Source organism: Providencia sp. PROV267, assembly GCF_028477825.1.
GTDB classification, from domain to species: Bacteria; Pseudomonadota; Gammaproteobacteria; order Enterobacterales; family Enterobacteriaceae; genus Providencia; species Providencia stuartii.
In genome coordinates, this window is record NZ_JAMPLX010000007.1 from 326,836 (window position 1) to 346,704 (window position 19,869).

General features: G+C 42.8%; 20 protein-coding genes. 7 read left to right on the forward strand and 13 right to left on the reverse strand.

Annotation, left to right across the window (positions count from 1 at the left end):
- The first annotated feature begins 170 nt into the window (after window positions 1-170).
- Window positions 171-290: a contact-dependent growth inhibition system immunity protein gene (locus tag PR709_RS19550; protein ID WP_115113655.1), complete on the forward strand. Its 120-nt coding sequence runs from the start codon at window positions 171-173 to the stop codon at window positions 288-290.
- A 100-nt stretch (window positions 291-390) separates the two neighbouring features.
- Here PR709_RS19550 and bioD read toward each other — a convergent pair whose 3' ends face one another.
- From bioD to bioB, 4 genes are read right to left on the reverse strand one after another with little or no spacing between them, the layout of a single operon-like run.
- Window positions 391-1,065, reverse strand: a complete 675-nt coding sequence (gene bioD / locus PR709_RS06190; RefSeq protein WP_004917829.1) for a dethiobiotin synthase — start codon at window positions 1,063-1,065, stop codon at window positions 391-393.
- Window positions 1,058-1,834, reverse strand: a complete 777-nt coding sequence (gene bioC, locus PR709_RS06195; RefSeq protein WP_071599662.1) for a malonyl-ACP O-methyltransferase BioC — start codon at window positions 1,832-1,834, stop codon at window positions 1,058-1,060. The genes bioD and bioC overlap by 8 nt, the downstream gene beginning before the upstream one ends.
- Window positions 1,815-2,969 carry an 8-amino-7-oxononanoate synthase gene (bioF, locus tag PR709_RS06200; protein WP_004917826.1) on the reverse strand — a complete coding sequence of 385 codons (1,155 nt, stop codon included), beginning with the start codon at window positions 2,967-2,969 and terminating at the stop codon, window positions 1,815-1,817. Before bioF ends, bioC begins: the two co-directional genes overlap by 20 nt.
- Window positions 2,969-4,006 (reverse strand): biotin synthase BioB, encoded by a 1,038-nt coding sequence (gene bioB, locus PR709_RS06205; protein WP_004917825.1) that lies wholly within the window; start codon window positions 4,004-4,006, stop codon window positions 2,969-2,971. The genes bioF and bioB overlap by 1 nt, the downstream gene beginning before the upstream one ends.
- Window positions 4,007-4,099: 93 nt before the next feature.
- On the opposite strand from bioB, the gene bioA reads away from it, so the two are divergent.
- The gene (gene bioA / locus PR709_RS06210) at window positions 4,100-5,371 is read left to right on the forward strand and encodes an adenosylmethionine--8-amino-7-oxononanoate transaminase (RefSeq protein WP_004917823.1); all 1,272 of its coding nucleotides are present in this window, start codon (window positions 4,100-4,102) and stop codon (window positions 5,369-5,371) included.
- Between the two features lie 39 nt (window positions 5,372-5,410).
- Here the strand turns inward: bioA and pgl are convergent, their stop codons facing one another.
- Complete coding sequence (gene pgl / locus PR709_RS06215; protein ID WP_004917821.1) at window positions 5,411-6,397, reverse strand: 6-phosphogluconolactonase; 987 nt, start codon at window positions 6,395-6,397, stop codon at window positions 5,411-5,413.
- Between the two features lie 335 nt (window positions 6,398-6,732).
- Between pgl and PR709_RS06220 the strand changes: the two genes are divergently transcribed.
- Window positions 6,733-7,551 (forward strand): pyridoxal phosphatase, encoded by an 819-nt coding sequence (locus PR709_RS06220; protein ID WP_004917819.1) that lies wholly within the window; start codon window positions 6,733-6,735, stop codon window positions 7,549-7,551.
- A 104-nt stretch (window positions 7,552-7,655) separates the two neighbouring features.
- Here the strand turns inward: PR709_RS06220 and modC are convergent, their stop codons facing one another.
- From modC to PR709_RS06240, 4 genes are all read right to left on the reverse strand, one after another.
- Window positions 7,656-8,729 carry a molybdenum ABC transporter ATP-binding protein ModC gene (gene modC / locus PR709_RS06225; RefSeq protein ID WP_004917817.1) on the reverse strand — a complete coding sequence of 358 codons (1,074 nt, stop codon included), beginning with the start codon at window positions 8,727-8,729 and terminating at the stop codon, window positions 7,656-7,658.
- A gap of 1 nt (window position 8,730) precedes the next feature.
- Complete coding sequence (modB, locus tag PR709_RS06230; RefSeq protein ID WP_004917815.1) at window positions 8,731-9,420, reverse strand: molybdate ABC transporter permease subunit; 690 nt, start codon at window positions 9,418-9,420, stop codon at window positions 8,731-8,733.
- An 18-nt stretch (window positions 9,421-9,438) separates the two neighbouring features.
- On the reverse strand, window positions 9,439-10,209 hold the full coding sequence (gene modA / locus PR709_RS06235) for a molybdate ABC transporter substrate-binding protein (RefSeq protein WP_004917813.1): 771 nt from the start codon (window positions 10,207-10,209) through the stop codon (window positions 9,439-9,441).
- A 236-nt stretch (window positions 10,210-10,445) separates the two neighbouring features.
- Window positions 10,446-10,595: an AcrZ family multidrug efflux pump-associated protein gene (locus PR709_RS06240; protein WP_014657766.1), complete on the reverse strand. Its 150-nt coding sequence runs from the start codon at window positions 10,593-10,595 to the stop codon at window positions 10,446-10,448.
- A 246-nt stretch (window positions 10,596-10,841) separates the two neighbouring features.
- Here PR709_RS06240 and modE point away from each other — a divergent pair, with 246 nt between their 5' ends.
- The 4 genes from modE (at window position 10,842) to gpmA (ending at window position 15,252) form a co-directional block, all read left to right on the forward strand.
- The gene (gene modE, locus PR709_RS06245) at window positions 10,842-11,633 is read left to right on the forward strand and encodes a molybdenum-dependent transcriptional regulator (protein ID WP_042116407.1); all 792 of its coding nucleotides are present in this window, start codon (window positions 10,842-10,844) and stop codon (window positions 11,631-11,633) included.
- A 167-nt stretch (window positions 11,634-11,800) separates the two neighbouring features.
- A complete protein-coding gene (modF, locus tag PR709_RS06250) occupies window positions 11,801-13,285 on the forward strand; it encodes a molybdate ABC transporter ATP-binding protein ModF (protein ID WP_004917805.1) in 1,485 nt (494 codons plus the stop codon).
- 212 nt (window positions 13,286-13,497) lie between these two features.
- A complete protein-coding gene (locus tag PR709_RS06255; RefSeq protein WP_004917804.1) occupies window positions 13,498-14,328 on the forward strand; it encodes a CPBP family intramembrane glutamic endopeptidase in 831 nt (276 codons plus the stop codon).
- 171 nt (window positions 14,329-14,499) lie between these two features.
- The gene (gpmA, locus tag PR709_RS06260; protein WP_004917803.1) at window positions 14,500-15,252 is read left to right on the forward strand and encodes a 2,3-diphosphoglycerate-dependent phosphoglycerate mutase; all 753 of its coding nucleotides are present in this window, start codon (window positions 14,500-14,502) and stop codon (window positions 15,250-15,252) included.
- 83 nt (window positions 15,253-15,335) lie between these two features.
- Here gpmA and PR709_RS06265 read toward each other — a convergent pair whose 3' ends face one another.
- The 4 genes from PR709_RS06265 to nadA form a co-directional block, all read right to left on the reverse strand.
- Window positions 15,336-16,022 (reverse strand): outer membrane protein, encoded by a 687-nt coding sequence (locus tag PR709_RS06265; RefSeq protein ID WP_004917800.1) that lies wholly within the window; start codon window positions 16,020-16,022, stop codon window positions 15,336-15,338.
- A gap of 550 nt (window positions 16,023-16,572) precedes the next feature.
- A complete protein-coding gene (aroG, locus tag PR709_RS06270) occupies window positions 16,573-17,628 on the reverse strand; it encodes a 3-deoxy-7-phosphoheptulonate synthase AroG (protein WP_014657762.1) in 1,056 nt (351 codons plus the stop codon).
- Window positions 17,629-17,995: 367 nt separating this feature from the next.
- Window positions 17,996-18,712: a nicotinamide riboside transporter PnuC gene (gene pnuC / locus PR709_RS06275; RefSeq protein ID WP_004917797.1), complete on the reverse strand. Its 717-nt coding sequence runs from the start codon at window positions 18,710-18,712 to the stop codon at window positions 17,996-17,998.
- A gap of 77 nt (window positions 18,713-18,789) precedes the next feature.
- Window positions 18,790-19,830 carry a quinolinate synthase NadA gene (gene nadA / locus PR709_RS06280; RefSeq protein ID WP_004917794.1) on the reverse strand — a complete coding sequence of 347 codons (1,041 nt, stop codon included), beginning with the start codon at window positions 19,828-19,830 and terminating at the stop codon, window positions 18,790-18,792.
- Window positions 19,831-19,869: the final 39 nt, after the last annotated feature.

A 19,869-nucleotide genomic window follows, 5' to 3' on the forward strand; every position in this document is an offset into this window, starting at 1 on the left:
ACGCTCAAGTTATAGCATCTACTTCAGGATATAAGATTATTGAATGCGCTCAGCCAGACGAGTCTGATAGTTATCGATACTCCCTACCTATCTCCGTTTATTACCTATCTGAATATTGAATTATTTAGAATATAAAAATTTAATATAGGGGCTTTACACACAAGCCCCTAATTAAGCCAAGTCACCCTGAAAAATGGGAAGGATGGCGTGAACTTGATGAATCAAGACATGTCATTTTATCGCTTGATAATTCAACGGAAGAGATAGGCGCAGGGTTACGTTTAGACTGAGCCGTTGCACAACAAAAGAGTTTTCGTTCAATACACCAGAGAGCGTGTTTATATTGAAAAACAAGCTCTCTGATAAAATAGACAATTAACCACTAAAAAATTAAATCGCTGTCACATCAACATACTGCCCTACATCGGCAAATTGTTCGGCATCTTGATGAGGAATGATACCAAGGCAAGGCGCATTGATCGAACGGTGCAATGTCTCTAAATATTCGGCCTGATAGGTTCCTGCTGGCTCGACTTCATTCGCCACCCACCCCACCAATTTTAGCCCTGATTGGTTAATCGCTTGTGCGGTTAATAAGGCATGATTAATACAACCCAGTTTGATGCCAACCACCATAATCACTGGCAATTGTTGCTCAACCACCCAATCTGCATAACTTTGTTGTGCTGATAATGGCGTATACCAGCCGCCAGCACCTTCAACCAACACCCACTGCGCTTTTGACTGCAAATGTTTTAATCCGTTTGTCATCACTGAAAAATCAATTGGCAGCCCAACTTTTTCGCTAATAATATGTGGAGATGTTGGCGCTTCGAATACAATTGGATTCACTTCTTGGTAAGTTAACGGCAATGTGCTGTTTGTTTGTAAAAAAAGTGCATCACTGTTACGTAGCCCTTGTGCTGTTTGTTCGCTGCCTGAAGCAACCGGTTTATACCCCGCGGTTTGATAACCCAATTGTTTAGCCGCTTGCAGTAATGCGCAACTGACTACTGTTTTACCGACCTCAGTATCAGTGCCGGTCACAAAATAAGTTTTAGTCACGATAAATTATTCCAAATACAGTTTGATAAGTGAGCTCAAGACCGTTTGCTGACGTGGGATAAGCGCTCTCAAGTAGATGTAATCGCTGCCTTGTCATCAATCCACCAGGTCGCCCTGCGGTGAGATGGGTCGCGCCAATGCCTTTCAATGAATTCAATAATCGAGCTAAATCCGGAAAATGTAGTGTATCGGTCTGAAGCAGCAATTGATGCTGCCATGGTTGGCAACTCGCGCTTATCTGTTCAAAACTTAAAAATTCATTCACATGCGAATAGCCATCTAACCTAGCCCAAGCTTGCGATAGCTCCGATAGAGAGCCTTTAGCAAGCGTGGTAAATACAATCACCCCACCATTTTTAGTCACTCGATGTAGTTCAGTCAGGGCCAGTGATAAGTCAGAGCACCATTGGATAGCCAAATTAGAAAAAACCACATTAAAAGTTTGATCGGCAAAAGGCAGTGCTTCCATATCCGCACAGATATACTGTTCAGCCGCATTTTTTTGACGTGCAACCTCCAACATGCCGGACGATAAATCTAATGCGGTCACTTCAGCCCCTTGTGCTTTAATTATTTGGCTGAAAAAACCAGTGCCACAGCCAACATCAATCACTTTTTTAGCCGGTAAATTGACCCGTGCTGAAGCTAATAAATCCAGCAGTTGATGACCACTATTTTGTTGATAATAAGCTATCGAATCATAGCGTTTTGCTGCTTTACCAAAAGCCGAAGCGATTTTTTGTTTTTCATCACTTAATGGTAAAACCATTTAACGCCTCCAACAGTTGATCGATATCTTGTTGGTGATGAGCTGCACTCAAGGTAATGCGTAGCCGTGCACTGCCTGGTGGGACAGTCGGTGGACGTATCGCTTGTACCCATAGCCCTTTTTGTCGTAAATAATCAGAAAGCTGTAAGCTCACCTCATTATCACCCACAATGACGGGTTGAATTGCCATCTGTGAATCAGCTAATTGCAGATCACTAAATTGACTATTTTTTCTGAAATATTCAATATGTTGATTAAGCCGTTCCCTTGCATCATCGGCTGTACGGATCTGCTGTAACGCTGCTGATAGCGCAACTGCCTGAGCTGGTGGCATTGAGGTACTATAAATAAGGTGGCGAGCCGCTTGAATAAAGTAATCTGCGGTTGCTTCATCACACAGAACGGCAGCGCCACTCAAACCAAATGCTTTACCGAAGGTGACAATCAGTAATTCAGGTTTAATACCATGCACATCACAACTACCACGCCCTTCTCGCCCTCTCACGCCAATACCATGGGCATCATCGACCATTAACCAAGCGTGATGTTGTTCCGCGAGCTGTTTTAATTCCGCTAAAGGCGCACTGTCACCATCCATGCTAAACACCCCTTCACTAATCACGAGTGTTTTTGCATCTAAAGTGCTGGTGAGCAATTTTTGTAATGATGCAGGGCTATTGTGAGCAAATCGCCGTAAATTAGCTTTTGAAAGCATTGATGCCTCTAAAATCGAAGCATGACTAAGTTTATCGGCTAAAATGCGATCCCCTTGCCCCATTAAAGCGGTGATCACCGCTTGATTCGCCGCAAAACCTGAAATAAATAATAGTGCCCTTGGATATCCCAACCATGCAGATAGCGCGTTTTCCAAATCATAATGGGCGCGAGTAAAACCAGTAATGTGCCCTGAACCGCCACTGCCGGTGCCATATAATGCAGCGCCTTGCCGCCAAGCCTCGACGACCTTGGGGTGATGGCTTAACCCTAAGTAATCATTTCCTGAAAAATTCAGGTAATTTTCCCCGTTAATTCGCAACTCACGACCTGTGCTGTAATCAATACAGGTTCTTTTACGCCAAGCCGCATTTTGTTTACGCTGCTCGAGTTGCGTTTGAATAAATGTTTGCCAACTCATTAGACAGCCGCGTTATAGAACTGTGAATTATCGGCTGTCAAAATAGACTCCGCTAATTGTGCCGCTTGTTGATTATCCCCTTCGCTCACTTCAATACGCTCTGGGTTAATATTCAATTTTTTAAACAAGGAGATATCTTTATTTTCATTCGGATTAGGAGCGGTTAACAGCTTACAACCATAAAATACGGAATTAGCGCCTGCCATAAAACAGAGTGCTTGGGTTTGTTCGTTCATATATTCGCGACCCGCCGATAAACGGACGTAAGAGGTCGGCATCATAATACGTGCTACTGCAATAGTTCGAATGAAATCAAAAGGATCGACATCTTCATTATCCGCCATCGGGGTGCCTTCCATTTTCATCAGCATATTGATCGGTACACTTTCTGGCGGTTTAGGTAAATTCGCAAGTTGAACCAACAGCGCTGCTCGATCGCTGATTTTTTCCCCTAAACCAAGAATCCCTCCAGAGCACACTTTGATACCCGCATTACGTACATTATCCAATGTGTCTAAGCGGTCTTGATAAGTTCTGGTGGTAATGATGTTGCCATAGTATTCAGGGGAGGTATCAAGATTATGGTTGTAGTAATCAAGCCCCGCTTCGGCAAGGCGCTGAGCTTGGCTATCGTCAATCATTCCCAGTGTCATGCAGGTTTCCATGCCTAGCGATTTCACCTCTCGCACCATCATTTCGAGATAAGGCATATCGCGCTCACGAGGATTACGCCAAGCGGCTCCCATACAAAAACGCGTTGAACCTGCTTGCTTCGCTTTTTTTGCAGATTCAAGAACTTGCTGAACTTCCATTAAACGTTCAGTTTCTAATCCGGTTTTATAACGAGCACTTTGTGCACAATATTTGCAATCTTCTGGGCATGCCCCTGTTTTGATTGAAAGCAAGGTGCTGACCTGTACTTGCTGTGGGTCAAAATGCTGTCGATGAACTTGCTGAGCTTGGAACAAAAGCTCAAAGAAAGGCATAGAGAACAATTCATTAGCCTGTTTAGTTGTCCACTTTTTTAATTCGCTCACGGCAGATCTCCATCATAAAAAGTCGTTGCCAGTTTAAATATTGTGGTTATCATGTCAACCAAATTCATTTAAATAAGTTGACGACAAAGTAAAATGGACAGTTCTGATATTGCATTCGATGCCAAGCATATCTGGCATCCCTACACCTCGATGAGCCACCCGATCCCCGCCTATCCCATCGTTGAGGCTAAAGGCGCAGAGTTGATTATGGCTGATGGAAAAACACTTGTTGATGGAATGTCTTCTTGGTGGGCGGCGATCCACGGCTACAATCATCCCGTTCTCAATCAAGCTGCTACTGAGCAGCTACAAAAAATGTCTCATGTCATGTTTGGTGGCATCACTCACCCTTCCGCAGTGAATTTGTGCCGTCAACTCGTTGAGATCACTCCAGCGCCTTTAGAGTGTATTTTTCTTGCCGATTCAGGGTCGGTGGCTGTGGAAGTGTCACTAAAGATGGCACTCCAGTATTGGCAGGCCAGAGGGGAAAAGCGCCAACGTATTTTAACTTTACGCCATGGTTATCATGGGGATACTTTTGGTGCGATGGCAGTATGTGATCCTGATAATTCAATGCATGGCCTATACAAAGGTTATCTACCTCCTCATATTTTTGTTGAGGCTCCACAATGTGGTTTTCATGATGAATGGAACAGTGATGATTTATTACCAATTAAGCAGGAACTTGCAGCAAAACATCGCGAAATTGCAGCAATTATACTCGAACCTATCGTACAAGGTGCGGGTGGAATGCGTATTTATCACCCCGAGTACCTAAAAGGCGTTCGTGAGCTTTGTGATCACTATGGCATATTACTGATAGCCGATGAAATCGCGACAGGATTTGGGCGCACAGGCCAATTATTTGCTTGTGACCATGCGGCTATTTCACCGGATATTATGTGCTTAGGCAAAGCCCTCACGGGGGGATATATGACACTATCAGCCACCTTAACAACGCGTCATGTTGCCGAAACGATTAGTAATGGCGAAGCGGGCTGTTTCATGCATGGGCCAACCTTTATGGGGAACCCATTAGCGTGCGCCGTCGCCAACGCAAGCCTAAAATTATTGCTTGAAAGCCCATGGCAGCATACTGTCGCCAAGATTGAGCAGCAGCTCTTAGCTGAATTAGCACCTTTGTCCTCCCACACAAGCGTCAAGCAGGTGCGCGTTTTAGGGGCGATTGGCGTGATTGAGATGCAGCAGCCAGTCAATACCGCTGAATTACAAAAAAAGTTTGTTGAACAAGGGGTTTGGGTAAGGCCATTTGGTCGGCTGATTTATGTTATGCCACCTTACATTATTTCACCGGAACAACTGAGTAAAGTGACAAGTGCAATGAGAAACGTGATTGAGGGGTAAAGATCCCCTCAGTGCTTTGAGGAGATCTTAGTTTAGCAATTAACGCGCTAATACCGTCACCCACATTGGACCTTTGCCCACTGGGTAGCGACCAATCTGGGTGAGTTTACCTGTAATCGGGTCAATTTCTGAAACAGAAATACTGTCAGATTTTTGCCCGCTAGAAATCAAGAAGCGCCCTGTTGCATCAAGGTTAAAGCCCCTAGGCTGAGCTTCTGTTGGATAAATCCCTTCTAGGGTCAACTCGCGGCCATCATCAGATACTCGGAAATGGCTAATATAGCTATCTGAACGCTCACTCGCATACAGATGACGTCCATCAGGCGTGATATGAATATCTGCCGCCCAACGTTGGCTTTCACGACCTTCCGGGTATACGTTAATATGCTGAACTTGGCGATAGCGAGTAAATTTATGGTAAACGTTAATGGTTGAATCCAACTCATTAACACAATAAATAACTTTGTGCTGTGGATGGAATGCAAGGTGGCGAGGGCCTGCGCCTTTTGCTGAACTGATTTGATCAGCAGAAGCTTCGGTTAAATGACCATCGTCATGCAGATCAAATAAGCGAATATGATCTTCCCCCAAACACGGCACCCATAATTGTTGATTGTCAGCATCAACATGTGAAGAGTGTGGGTTTCGTAGCCCTTCGATCACTTGGATCGCGGTTTGTGGTACACCTTCTTGGTTGATAGGTAAGACAGCCAAATTATGTTGATGGTATGACGGCACAAACAAATACTTACCAGTGTTATCTAATGATAAATGTACCGGTGTACTTGGAATTGCCGTCTCAGCTTTTAGTCTGAGAGTGCCCTTATCTTCAATTTGATAAGTGATTACTCGAAAATTGGGTCGGACACCAATATAAAGGTGCTTTTTATCATGGCTTAATACCATTGGCTGTACTTGGCCTGGTGTTGTCACCGTCTGTAATAACGTCAGTTCACCGGCTTCGTTCATAGACCAAACGTGGATCTGATGGCTTTCGGGGCTAGCAATATAGACAACCTGATTCATCCTGTCTCCTTATGATTCATGATAAAAATATCTTCTTCCATTATGACGGTTAATCTCAGGATAGACTAGCGAATAACAAGCAATCCCCCTCTTTTCAATACATCGCGCCACTAAATTATCTCAAAATGATTAAAACAACAGATTACCAATAACCTGACTCGATTCATTCTGCGCCACTTTAGTTAATCTGCAATATCCGCTAAGATGATAAAATTATTTTAGCACTGGATTATTATCAGGCTAACAGATCCCTTTCTGTTTAGCTGACAACGACAAAAACCATCATATGGCCACTCATTAAGGCATATGTAACCTCAAATCACGTGGAGCCGTTTATGTCATACCGCGTTATTGCGCTCGATCTTGATGGAACACTGCTTGATCCTCAAAAGAAAATTTTGCCCGAATCACTTGCTGCATTAAATGAAGCACGTCGCCAAGGCGTTAAAGTGTTGATTGTGACAGGGCGCCATCATGTTGCCATTCATCCTTTCTACCAAGAGCTTAACCTTGATACCCCTGCAATTTGCTGCAATGGTACTTATCTTTATGATTATTTAGGTAAAAAAGTTCTTTCTTCAGACCCTATGACACTCGAATCAGCAACACAAATGATTGAAAGGCTGCGTGGCACCGATATTCAACATTTAATGTATGTTGATGATGCCATGCTATACAACGCACCGACAGAAGGGATCAAAAGGACGCTAAGTTGGGCAGAAACCCTGCCAGTGGCTCAACGTCCTAATATTCAGTTTGTCGAAAACTATGCTGATGTCTTACATGATTATCAATCTATTTGGAAATTTGCCGTCAGTTCAGAAAATATCGATCAGCTCAAAGAGGTTGTTCGCGGTATTGAAGATGATTTTGGCTTGGAATGTGAATGGTCATGGGCTGATCAAGTCGACGTCGGCCGCAAAGGAAACAGCAAAGGCCAACGACTAAAACAGTGGGTTGAATCACAGGGTATGACCATGAATGATGTGGTTGCTTTTGGTGATAACTTTAACGATTTAAGCATGTTAACAACGGCTGGACTAGGTGTTGCTATGGGCCAAGCGGTCGATGAAATCAAACAACAAGCAAAACTGGTTACACGTGATAACACCCAACCGGGTATCGCTGAAGTGATCCATAAATACGTATTGTAATTTTATCTATTAGGGGGCCAATAATAAGCCCCCTAATTAACTCATTTTGCCACTTTATGCTGTTCACTCAAGCGGCATGACTTTAGATATCAGCTAACGTACTGTTATGATGTGTAATGGCGGCTTAATGAAACACTTTTAACCTGTGCATAAACTCGACGACCTTTGCGAATAGACAATTCGTCACGCGCCCAACGTGTGATACGCGCCCATAAATAATGCTGTTCGCCTAAATCAAGCTTCACATCCACCTGCTCGCCATCTTCAATCCATTCAACCACTTCCGCTGATAAAATATTACGGATACTGCTGACCTGTGGCTTTTCTAATACTAAAGACACATCAGAGGCATCAATGCGTAAACGCAACTGCCCGCCTCTTTCTGTATCAATACGCGGGATCCATAATTTTTGACTGCCCACAATCACCGCAGTCATCTCATAGTCAGGGTGGTGACCATGACATATCACATTTAACACGCTACTTAATGTCTCTTGTTGGAGCCAAGGACGCAATGCACTGCTTGCCCACACCTCCTCTAATGCTCCAAAAGCTTTAACTTTACCTTGTGCCATCACAATCACTTTATCGGCAAGGCGTAAAATCTCATCTAAGCTATGGCTGACATATAAAATAGGGATTTTGACATCTTGAGACAGTTTTTCTAAATACGGTAGTAGCTCACGTTTACGCGGTAAATCAAGAGAAGCTAATGGCTCATCCATCAATAAAATTTCAGGTGCGGTTAACAGTGCGCGGCCAATAGCGACACGCTGTTTTTCCCCACCTGATAATGTAATAGGAAAACGATTTAGAAGTTTTTCAATGCCTAACAACGTCACAATTTCATCGAAGCGCCCTTTCATTTCGGGAGCCATACCATAACGTAAATTATTCTTGACTCGATAATGGGGAAATAGCCGTGCATCTTGGAAGACATAGCCAATATGGCGCTTTTCGGGCGGCAAGCAGATGCCTTTTTCGATATCGACCAGCGTCCGTCCATTGAGCACAATGCGCCCTCGATTAGGCTTGGTTAGCCCCCCTATCACATTAATTAATGAGGTCTTCCCTGCTCCAGATAACCCAAATATGGCAGTAATGCTCTCTGTCGGTAGCGAGGTATTCACTTCAAGCGCTAACTCACCAAGCTGCTGTGAAAAATCCAGCTCTAACATATCAGGCTACCCCCAATCGCTTTTTGCCCCAACGGGTCAGCCATTCTGAAACTAATAGTGAAATTAATGCCAAGATAATAGCAATCACACACAAGCGGGCTGCATCCACTTCCGCCCCCGGTGTTTCAATTAAGGTATACATCGCAAGTGGGATGGTTTGTGTTTCTCCGGGAATATTCGATACAAAGGTGATAGTCGCCCCAAACTCCCCTAATGAGCGTGCAAATGCTAATACCGTTCCCACAATAATACCGGGCAGTGATAATGGGATAGTTATCGTAAAAAAGACACGTAATGGCGTCGCGCCTAATGTTCGAGCCGCTTGCTCAAGTTTACGATCAACGGCTTCGAGCGCTAAACGGATCGCCCGCACCATCAATGGAAAAGCCACCACGGCGGAGGCCAATGCGGCACCGCGCCAGCTAAACGTAAAGCTAAACCCAAACCAGCTATACAGCCATTCCCCAATAAAACCGCGGCGTCCCATACTGATCAATAATAAATACCCCACTACCACTGGCGGTAACACCAATGGTAGATGGATAATACTATCCAGCAGTGTTTTGCCGGGGAAATGACAACGCACCAATACCCATGCAACCAAAATACCTAGTGGCAAACTAAACATGACTGCCACACTTGAAACTTTTAAGCTCAGGTAGATGGCTTCCCATTCATAAGCACTTAACATCTGCAATACTAAAATCCCTTAACGTGGGGTGAAACCGTAACGTTTGAATACTTCTGAAGCGGCTGGCGTTTTCAAATATTCATAAAAGTCACGAGTTGCTTGATTATCTTGGTCTTTCACAATAGCCATTGGATATTCAACGGGTTTGTGCGAGTCTGCTGGAAAAATACCAACGACTTTGACTTTTTGGCTAGCAACGGCATCGGAGCCATACACTATCCCTAAAGGCGCTTCATCGCGTTCAACCAAGGCCATACCACTACGCACATTATTGGTACGTGCTAATAACGGATTGACCGTATCCCATGCCCCTAAATAGCTCAATGCTTCTTTCGCATAAATCCCAACAGGAACATGCTCCGGATCGCCTACCGCCAGACGGCCGCCATCAAGCAGCTTTTTCCAATCCGTTTGTTTATTGATCTCCACCTTTTCAATTTTGGAATCTTTGGGTGCGATCAATACCAACTCATTACCTAATAAAGTGTAGCGCGTGTTTTCAACCATCAAATGCTTATCAATAGCATAATTCATCCATTGCTGATCGGCAGAAATAAATAGATTTGCAGGCGCTCCTTGCTCAATTTGACGAGCAAGTGTCGATGATGATGCATATGATGAGACAACTTCTACTTTGTTTTCTTTCTGATATTGTTCAGAAATTTCATTCATCGCATTTGTCAAAGAGGCGGCAGCAAAAACAGTTATTTTCTCTGCTGCAACCGTATGGCTTGCCATAGAGAGTGTCATCGTGACACCCGCCAACAACGTGATCAAATTTTTTTTCATTTCAGTCCACCCTAATATTAGTTATCACGCTATATATAACAGGATATAACGATAACTTAAAGTCATCGCGTGCAGAAAAGTGTGCTAGCGCAATGAATTGCATCAAAACTTATACCAGAAGCAGAAAAGTGAGGGGAGACTTGCTTTAAAAGCGTATCAACCAAAGACAAATAGATAGAGTTGCCTGTTTCTCAGTGTACCACTAAAAAACAGGCGAACTTAAATAGGGAGGAGGGTTATTCCTTCTCTGTATGATGGTGCGGAACGTGAGCTTTAGATAGCAGATTAAAGAAAGCCCCGAGGCCGTAAATTAGCCCCATAATCAAAAACATCACAACGGGAACCATCAACAGGGCAAAGCCCATGCTTTTTAAAATTTCTAACATTAAAGCCTCTTCAGTGATACTGTGCCCACCAGCCAACTGATGCGCTGACGAGGGAAAATAAAGCTGAATTTAAATAATAACGTATATAATAGCGGGATAGCTGTCACTATTGTAGACAAATTCTATTTCTAACGACACACTAAACGTGCTTTTTTATTAAGCGTCGCGATGACAGTTTATTTATATACTCTCACTAATACAAAGTACAACTTGAGTATATTCAATCTGATAGGAAGGGTTATATTTATGCAAGCAGAAATCTTACTGACACTAAAGCTACAAGGGAGTTTATTTGCAGACCCTCGCCGAATTTCATTGCTCAAGCAAATCAAAGCAACAGGCTCTATTAGCCAAGGTGCTAAATTGGCTGGGATCAGCTATAAAAGTGCCTGGGATGCTATCAATGAAATGAACCAGCTTGCTGACGATATTTTAGTGGATAGAGCCACTGGCGGTAAAGGTGGTGGTGGCACAACATTGACCCACTATGGGGAAAGACTGCTACAGCTATACGACTTACTGGCACAAATTCAGCAAAAAGCATTTGATGTTCTCAAAGAAGACACATTACCTCTTGATAGTCTTCTAGCCGCGATTTCCCGTTTTTCATTGCAAACCAGCGCGCGTAATCAGTTTTTTGGTACTCTGATTGCTCGTGACCATAACCAAGTTCAACAACATGTCCAAGTGTTATTGGCCGACAATAAAACCATCATTAATGCCGCTCTTACAGAACAGAGTGCCAACCGTCTACGCCTTACTGAAGGTAAGGAAGTACTCGCTCTGATTAAAGCACCTTGGATAAAATTGACGAAGCAACCAATAAAAAATAGTGAATTTGACAATCAACTCGCTGGGAAGATAACCGCACTTGAACGTGGTCAAGAAAACAGTGAAGTGATCGTGACCCTATTAGGTGGTGAGAGCCTATGCTCTACCCTCAGTAACCAAGAAGTCGATAGCCAACAATTGCAGCTCAACGATAATGTCACAGCGCTATTTAATGCCGATCAAGTGATTATTGCCACACTATGCTAACCACGTGCACTTATCTAAATACGCCATTTCCTCACCAATAGATAAGTGCAAGCTTGTTTTTTGTGCGCCTTTCTCCAGTGAATGATTGACTTTATCTGTAATCATGATTATTTGTTGAGGTGACAGGTAAATAACGACAAAAATAATGACAAAAATAAGGAAGTGGCATGAAAGCAATCACCCTTCGTCACAGCAGCTTTAAGCTCAGTGACACACAAACACTGGATATTCCTGAATTAGCCATTAATCAGCATGAAAGTTGGGCGTTTATTGGGGCCAATGGTAGTGGTAAGTCATCACTTGCAAAAGCGTTATCAGGGGAACTAAAACCACTCTCAGGTATTGTGGAAAATAGCTTTGTATCTCCCGTTCGCCTCTCTTTCGAACAACTGCAAAACATGATTAATGAAGAGTGGCAGCGTAATAACACGGATCTGCTTAGTGAAGATGAAGACGATACCGGATATACCGCCGCTGAAATTATCCAACTCCACCACCGAGACAATGAATACTGTCTTGAACTGGCCACAAAATTTGGCATTCACGATCTGCTTTCTAGACGCTTTAAATATCTGTCAACAGGGGAAACACGCAAAGTTTTACTCTGCCAAACCCTTATGGGGGAACCTGATTTATTAGTGCTTGATGAGCCTTTTGATGGCCTTGATGTCTATTCACGAAATAATCTGAGCGAGTTACTTAGCAGCTTATCTGAAAAAGGGTTAACAATTGTATTGATCCTGAACCGATTTGATGAGTTACCCGACTTTATTGACAATATGGGCGTATTAGCCGACTGCAAACTGACTTTATCAGGCAGCCGTGAGTCAGTACTTGCTAACACGTTAATCACCCAGCTTCAACATAGCGAAAGCTTAAAACATCTCACTATCCCTGAAATGGAAGATCCAACGGCTGAAGCCCCACTTCCTAGCGATATTCCACGGGTTATTTTGAAAAACGGCGTGGTCAGCTATAACGACAAACCGATTTTGCATGGTTTGAACTGGCAGGTTAATCCCAATGAGCATTGGCAAATTATCGGCGAAAACGGTGCAGGGAAATCCACGCTATTAAGCCTAATTACCGGAGATCATCCTCAAGGCTATAGTAATGATTTAACGCTATTTGGTCGTCGCAGAGGCACAGGTGAGACGATTTGGGATATCAAACGCCATATTGGTTATGTTAGTAACAGCATTCATCAAGAGTACCGCGTCGCGACTAGCGTGATTAATGTGATCATCTCTGGGTTCCACGACTCAATTGGTTTATATCAGACACCTTCTGATCGCCAAATTCAACTGGCTTATGAGTGGCTAGCCCTACTCGGTTTTCCCTCACAAACAGCACAACAACCTTTCCATAGCTTATCATGGGGTCAGCAACGACTTGTGCTTATCGCACGCGCCTTAGTCAAACATCCGGCTGTTTTGATTTTAGATGAGCCACTTCAAGGGCTAGATGGTTTAAACCGTTTATTAGTCCTACGTTTTATTGATGTAATGCTCAGCCAAGGCACGACTCAGCTTCTTTTTGTTACTCACCATCAAGAAGATGCGCCAACTTGCATTACCCATCGATTGAAGTTTGTTCCTGATAACGGCAAATATCGTTATGACATAGAAACTGTCGAGCAACAAACGGTCTAACCGTGCCATCATTGGGGTCGATAATGTTCGATTATCGACCTAAATTAATCTAATGATTAGTTCGCACACTTAATACTCAGCTATATAACCTGTTTATTTATATTAATTTTTTATCATTCCAGACCAATAGCTGTGCTTTTTCCTCGGAAAATAACTGAAAACAATTACACTGTGCCGCTTTAAATAATTCGAATAGATTTTAGGAACAACGTATGGCCAGTTGGTTTATTTTGGCGGCTTCACTCACAACACTTGCAACGCATCGATTTATTGCCACATTTTTACTCTTACTTGCGACAACAATAGCACTATTTACGGGTGTACTAAGTTGGCAAGCAATTCTCTTATTTGTCGCTATTACTGTCATTGGCGTGATAGGTTGGCGCTTTCAATATCATGTCTGGGTCAAAGTTATTAGCGAGGTCACGCTTGTTATCTGCGCTGTAGGCCTATTGATTCATTTTTTCCCAGGATTTCATAACCTCAAATACCTCGATAGCGTGATTGTTGGCGAGCAAAGCAGACCATTTACCATGTACTTTAACTTTGATAAGGCCTTGGTTCCTTTTGTTTTGTTATTTTGTCTCCCCAGCCTATTTTCAGCTCAAGCCCCCAAAACAGCAAAACCTTGGCAATGGTGGTTACTGATCATTGCCGTTCCTATGTTATTGGTTGTTGCTGCCATTGCGGGAGGACTAGGTTTTGAGTGGCATTTGCCGACTTGGTTACCTGCATTCATTATTTGCAATTTATTATTTGTCTCATTAGCCGAAGAAGCATTATTTCGTGGCTATCTCCAGCAGCGCCTCACTCAATGGTTTGGCTCCCCTTATCTTGCATTAATCGTGTGTGCCTTAGTGTTTGGGGCTGTGCATTTCGCGGGAGGCCCGTTGCTGATCCTTTTTGCGACCCTTGCAGGGATTATTTATGGACTAGCATGGATGTGGAGTGGCAAATTATGGCTTGCTGTATCGTTTCACTTCGGGTTAAATCTATTGCATCTGTTATTTTTTACTTACCCAGTCAAAATGGTTGCTGGATAAAAAACAAGCTGATTAAGGTACGATTTTTATCCAAATAACCGACTGACTATCACTTTTTTGATTTGGTTTGGGTAAAACATCAGTTGTGACTAGCGTTCGGATTGACTATCCCTATAATGTAAGTCAGCAATGATTCATTTTAATTTGAATGTACTGATAGGAGTTTAAGCTATGGCTGTAACTAAACTGGTTTTGGTAAGACACGGTGAGAGCGAGTGGAACAAAGAGAACCGTTTCACTGGCTGGACTGATGTTGAGCTGTCAGACAAAGGCCGTGAAGAAGCAAAAAATGCAGGCCAACTGCTGAAAGATGAAGGCTTTGTCTTTGATTTCGCCTATACCTCAGTTCTGAAACGTGCTATCCATACCTTATGGAACATCCTTGATCAGGTTGATCAGCAATGGCTGCCTGTTGAAAAGAGCTGGAAACTAAATGAGCGTCACTATGGTGCACTGCAAGGTCTAGATAAATCAGAAACTGCGGCTAAATATGGTGATGAGCAAGTTAAACTCTGGCGCCGTGGTTTTGCCATCACGCCACCTGAGCTAACAAAAGATGACGAACGTTTCCCAGGCCACGATCCACGCTATGCAAAACTGTCTAGCGAGGAACTGCCAGTAACAGAAAGCTTAGCAACAACCATTGAGCGTGTTGTGCCTTACTGGGAACAAGAGATCAAACCACGTGTTGCGGCGGGTGAAAAAGTGATTATTGCAGCTCACGGTAACTCACTGCGTGCGCTGGTAAAATACTTGGATAACATGGGCGAAGAAGAAATTCTTAACCTCAATATCCCAACAGCAGTGCCACTGGTTTATGAGTTTGATGAAAACATGAAACCAATCAAACATTACTATCTTGGCAACCAAGATGAAATCGCTGCAAAACAAGCAGCGGTTGCCAACCAAGGCAAAGCAAAATAATTAAAGTTAAATAAAGTAAAGGGTTGGCTAATCGCCAACCCTTTTTGTATGACATATTCCAATGAATAATAATACGTTAAAAATTAAAATAGATATCTAACGCCTAACACAAGCTCTTGTGACTTAAGGTGCGCTTTCATCTGCTCATCCTGTATGCCACGCGCATTGGCAAAACGATTCATACCGCTTTCGATTTTCCCTAAATCAATATAACGATATCCCAAGTCAAAATTTAATTTATCAATAGGCTCGTAACTTACACCAGCGCCAATCGAGTACGCTAAGTTAGTGTCAGTATTGCTACCATATTGACGTGCGGCATTACCTTGCCATCCCGATGATTTCACTTTTGCAACACCCAATCCCACGGTGCCATACACTGAAATCCCTTGGTAGATATCATAATCACGATAAACATTCAGCATTAAACGCTGCGATTCCGTTTTGTGATGATTAAAGCTGGTTGAAAAAGCGGTTGAGCCACTGGTGTACTCCGCTTTTTTATTAAAACTATACTCCCCTTCGGTACGCCAGCCATTACCATACTGATAACCCGCTGCAAGAGAAGCATTGTAGAAATCATCTTTATCATCACCAGAAACAAACTGGCCAATCCCTGGGCGGAGACTCGTATCCATACTATCCGCTTTTTGCCACACTTTAGAAAGTCGTGCGGAACCGTAATATCCCTCTTGGTTAGTTGACGCAAAAGCACTTCCCATCGTGCTGATTAATGCAAATGTTAACGATGCAAGTTGTAACTTCCTCATTAATATTTCCCTTTAGTTATAATATCGAAAAGGGATTATTTACTTTAGCGACTATTAAAGAAAGAGAAGTTTTTTGAATGATTTGTTCATTTTTACTGAAAACAAAAAATATAAAACTAAGATAATAAAAATAAACAAACTATAATAACGAGTAAATACAGTGAATAGCTCGACAAGAAAAATCTTAAATATTGATTTTTCCTTGCATTATTTATTCATGAGCAGAAAGGCCACAAAAACCCCTTTTACAGGTATTTTTAGCGGATCGTGATTTAAGGTATTTTGGCGTTTTATTTTTGGTAGTGCGATTATGTTCATCATGAACTCATCCGAAAATAGCTCAACACAACCAAAAAGTAAGTTTAGATTGCTCTATCGCTATCCACACCATATCGGTCAATAGCTTTAGAGATTCTAATCTCATAATAAGTAATAGGAGAGTGGTATGCTGCCTGTCGGTTTACCAATCTAAAGAGTACGACTCTCCTATCTAATAACGTAAAAAAGCCAGAGCAACAAGACTCTGGCTTCCTATATGAAATACTATCGATTACTTCTGGCGACGAGCAATCACCGCATCAGACAATTGGCGCAATACTTTTTCTGTATCATCCCATCCGATACATGCGTCAGTGACACTTTTCCCATAAACCAGAGGCTCACCTGACTCTAGGCTTTGATTGCCTTCAACAAGGTGGCTTTCGATCATGACACCTGTAATAGAGCGATCACCTTGGCGTAATTGCTCACTGACGTCATCAGCAACTATCATTTGTCTTTCAAATTTCTTGTTACTGTTTGCGTGGCTAAAGTCAATCATAATGCTGGGGGTTAGACCTGCATTCACTAGCCCTTCGCGCACCGCCTTAACGTGTTCCGCACTATAGTTTGGCTCTTTACCACCACGTAAAATAATGTGGCAATCTGGGTTCCCGCTAGTATTGACGATTGCAGAATGCCCCCATTTGGTGACCGATAAGAAACAATGCGGTGAACGTGCTGAATTAATCGCATCAATAGCGATCTTAATCGTGCCATCTGTTCCATTTTTAAAGCCAACTGGGCAAGAGAGACCAGAAGCCAATTCACGATGTACTTGCGATTCTGTTGTGCGTGCACCAATCGCCCCCCAGCTCATTAGGTCAGCGACATATTGAGGGCTGATCATATCGAGAAATTCACCCGCGGTCGGCAGGCCTTGGTCATTAATTTTCACCAATAGTTCACGGGCAATACGTAGCCCTTCATTGATATTAAAGCTATTGTCCATATTAGGGTCATTAATTAGCCCTTTCCAACCTACTGTGGTACGCGGTTTTTCAAAATACACACGCATCACAATTTCTAGCGAATCTTTGAGTTCTTCTCGTAACTTATTAAGGCGCTCGGCATATTCCAGAGCAGCTTTAGTATCATGAATAGAGCAAGGACCAATCACAACCACAAGGCGATCATCTTCGCCTGACAGTATATTATGGATGGCGAGACGTGCTTCATGAACGGTAAACGCCGCTTTGTCCGTCGCTGGAAACTTCTCCAACAACGCAATTGGTGGCAATAATTCTTTTATTTGTTTAATTCTGACGTCATCGTTCTGATAATTCATACCCGTTAATCCAATGTTTATTTTTTTATATAGATGATTTACATACCCTATGGATTCCAATAGCAGGCCGATGGTAAACACTTACTTTTAAGCGAAGAGAGATTCTCTTACCACTCACAATGCTGCAACTTGAAAGACGACAGGTATCGAAATTTTAATCTAACCGTTCAGCCGCCTTCTGTAAACAGGCAAGCTTAGTATGAAATAGTTAGTTTTAAGCTTTCAGATTATAAAATGAGGCTAAAGGCGATTAAACAGCACAATAGCCCCATATTTAGGGGGAATTTTAGAGTAAAAAACAATAAAAACGGCAAAACATCGATAATGTTACTTTAGCCGTTTTATTGTTAATTTTCGTCACCGTGGTTTATGAGAGGGGCACAGAGCCGTTTTGTTTTGCCGATTTCACCCAAAGCCTTGAACCATTCAGCGCGATACCTAGCAAAATGAGGTACTCTAATGACATCGCATATACCCCTTGCTTATAGAATACGATAATACTAATTACGTTGATGATCACCCATAAAAGCCAATTTTCAACGTACTTACGCGTCATCAGGATCATTGCAACCACAGATAATACTGTCATGGTCGAATCCCAGAATGGAAATGCATCGGGTTCTAACACAGGCATTGTTAGGTTAGCGCCAAACAGATTCAAAATGTTAATTGCCCATTCCGCCAATACCCCAAAGACCCAATCAATATTGTATGTTAGGTAAATGATCACAAATAAAGAGATGATCACTGTTATCGTCGCCTTAGGCAGGCTTAACCAACGAATTTTCAGTTCCGTTTGTTGCTGGTTATCCACTCGGCTCCACGCATACCAACCATAAATATTGGCGATAAAGAAAAATACCTGTAAAAGCAAATTAGCATACAGTTGGATTTGAAAAAAAATCACCCCAAACAGCGTCACATTGATTAAACCAAACAAGTAATTAATGGTTTTTTCAAGACTAGCTAGCAAAATACATAACAAACCAGCCACTGTTCCTACTGCTTCGATGTATGACAATTCATACACACTATCCCATAGAGGAATATTCACTAATACATTACTTGTGCTAAAGAAATCCATCCCAAAATCCTTCTCTCAACCCTATGTCATGCCACATTATGATTCCGCGTGGCCTCGATATAAACAATAGTGCTCTTTTATTTTAGACTCTCTGCAAAATCTAGCATTCTATTTAAAGGTAACATCGCTTTTTGACGTAGCGCTTCGCTCACATAAATTTGATGTTGCTCCCCGTGACTCTCTAAGGCTTGTGCTATTGCTTTTAAACCATTCATCGCCATCCAAGGGCAATGGGCACAAGTACGGCATGTCGCACCTTCCCCCGCGGTCGGCGCGATATACAAAGACTTATCAGGGCACGCTTGCTGCATTTTATAAAAAATGCCTTTATCGGTCGCGACTATCATTGATGGATGAGGCAACGTTTGCGCCGCTTTGATTAATTGGCTTGTCGAGCCGACAGCATCAGCAAGCTCGACAACAGCTTGAGGAGACTCAGGGTGAACCAGCACCGCCGCTTCTGGATACAGCGCTTTCATTTTGCTCAGAGACTGGGTTTTAAATTCATCATGAACAATACAAGCGCCCTGCCAACACAAAATATCAGCCCCTGTTTGTTGTTGAACATAACGGCCAAGATGGCGGTCAGGCGCCCAAATAATTTTCTCGCCTAGGCTATCAAGATGCTCGATTAATTCTACCGCAATACTGGATGTCACCACCCAATCTGCTCGTGCTTTCACCGCCGCAGAGGTATTCGCATAAACCACCACTGTACGATCAGGGTGCTGATCGCAAAAACGCGCAAAATCCGCCTCTGGGCAGCCTAAATCAAGTGAACATTCGGCATCTAATGTTGGCATTAAAACGGTTTTTTCAGGGCTTAAGATTTTTGCGGTTTCCCCCATAAAACGTACCCCCGCGACTAGCAGGGTTGATGCACTATGACGGGCGCCAAAACGAGCCATTTCCAGAGAGTCAGCAACACATCCACCTGTTTCCTCAGCCAATGCTTGGATTTCAGGATCGGTATAATAATGTGCAACTATCACCGCATTTTTTTCCAGCAATAACGCTTTGATGCGCTCACGATAAAATGCTTTCTCTTCTGAGCTTAGCAATGCAGGTCTAGCAGGGAACGGATAAACCGACTGGTTAAAATCAATAAACTCGCTCATCTTGTGCCTCTGTTTAGCATAATGCAATTTTACATCTAA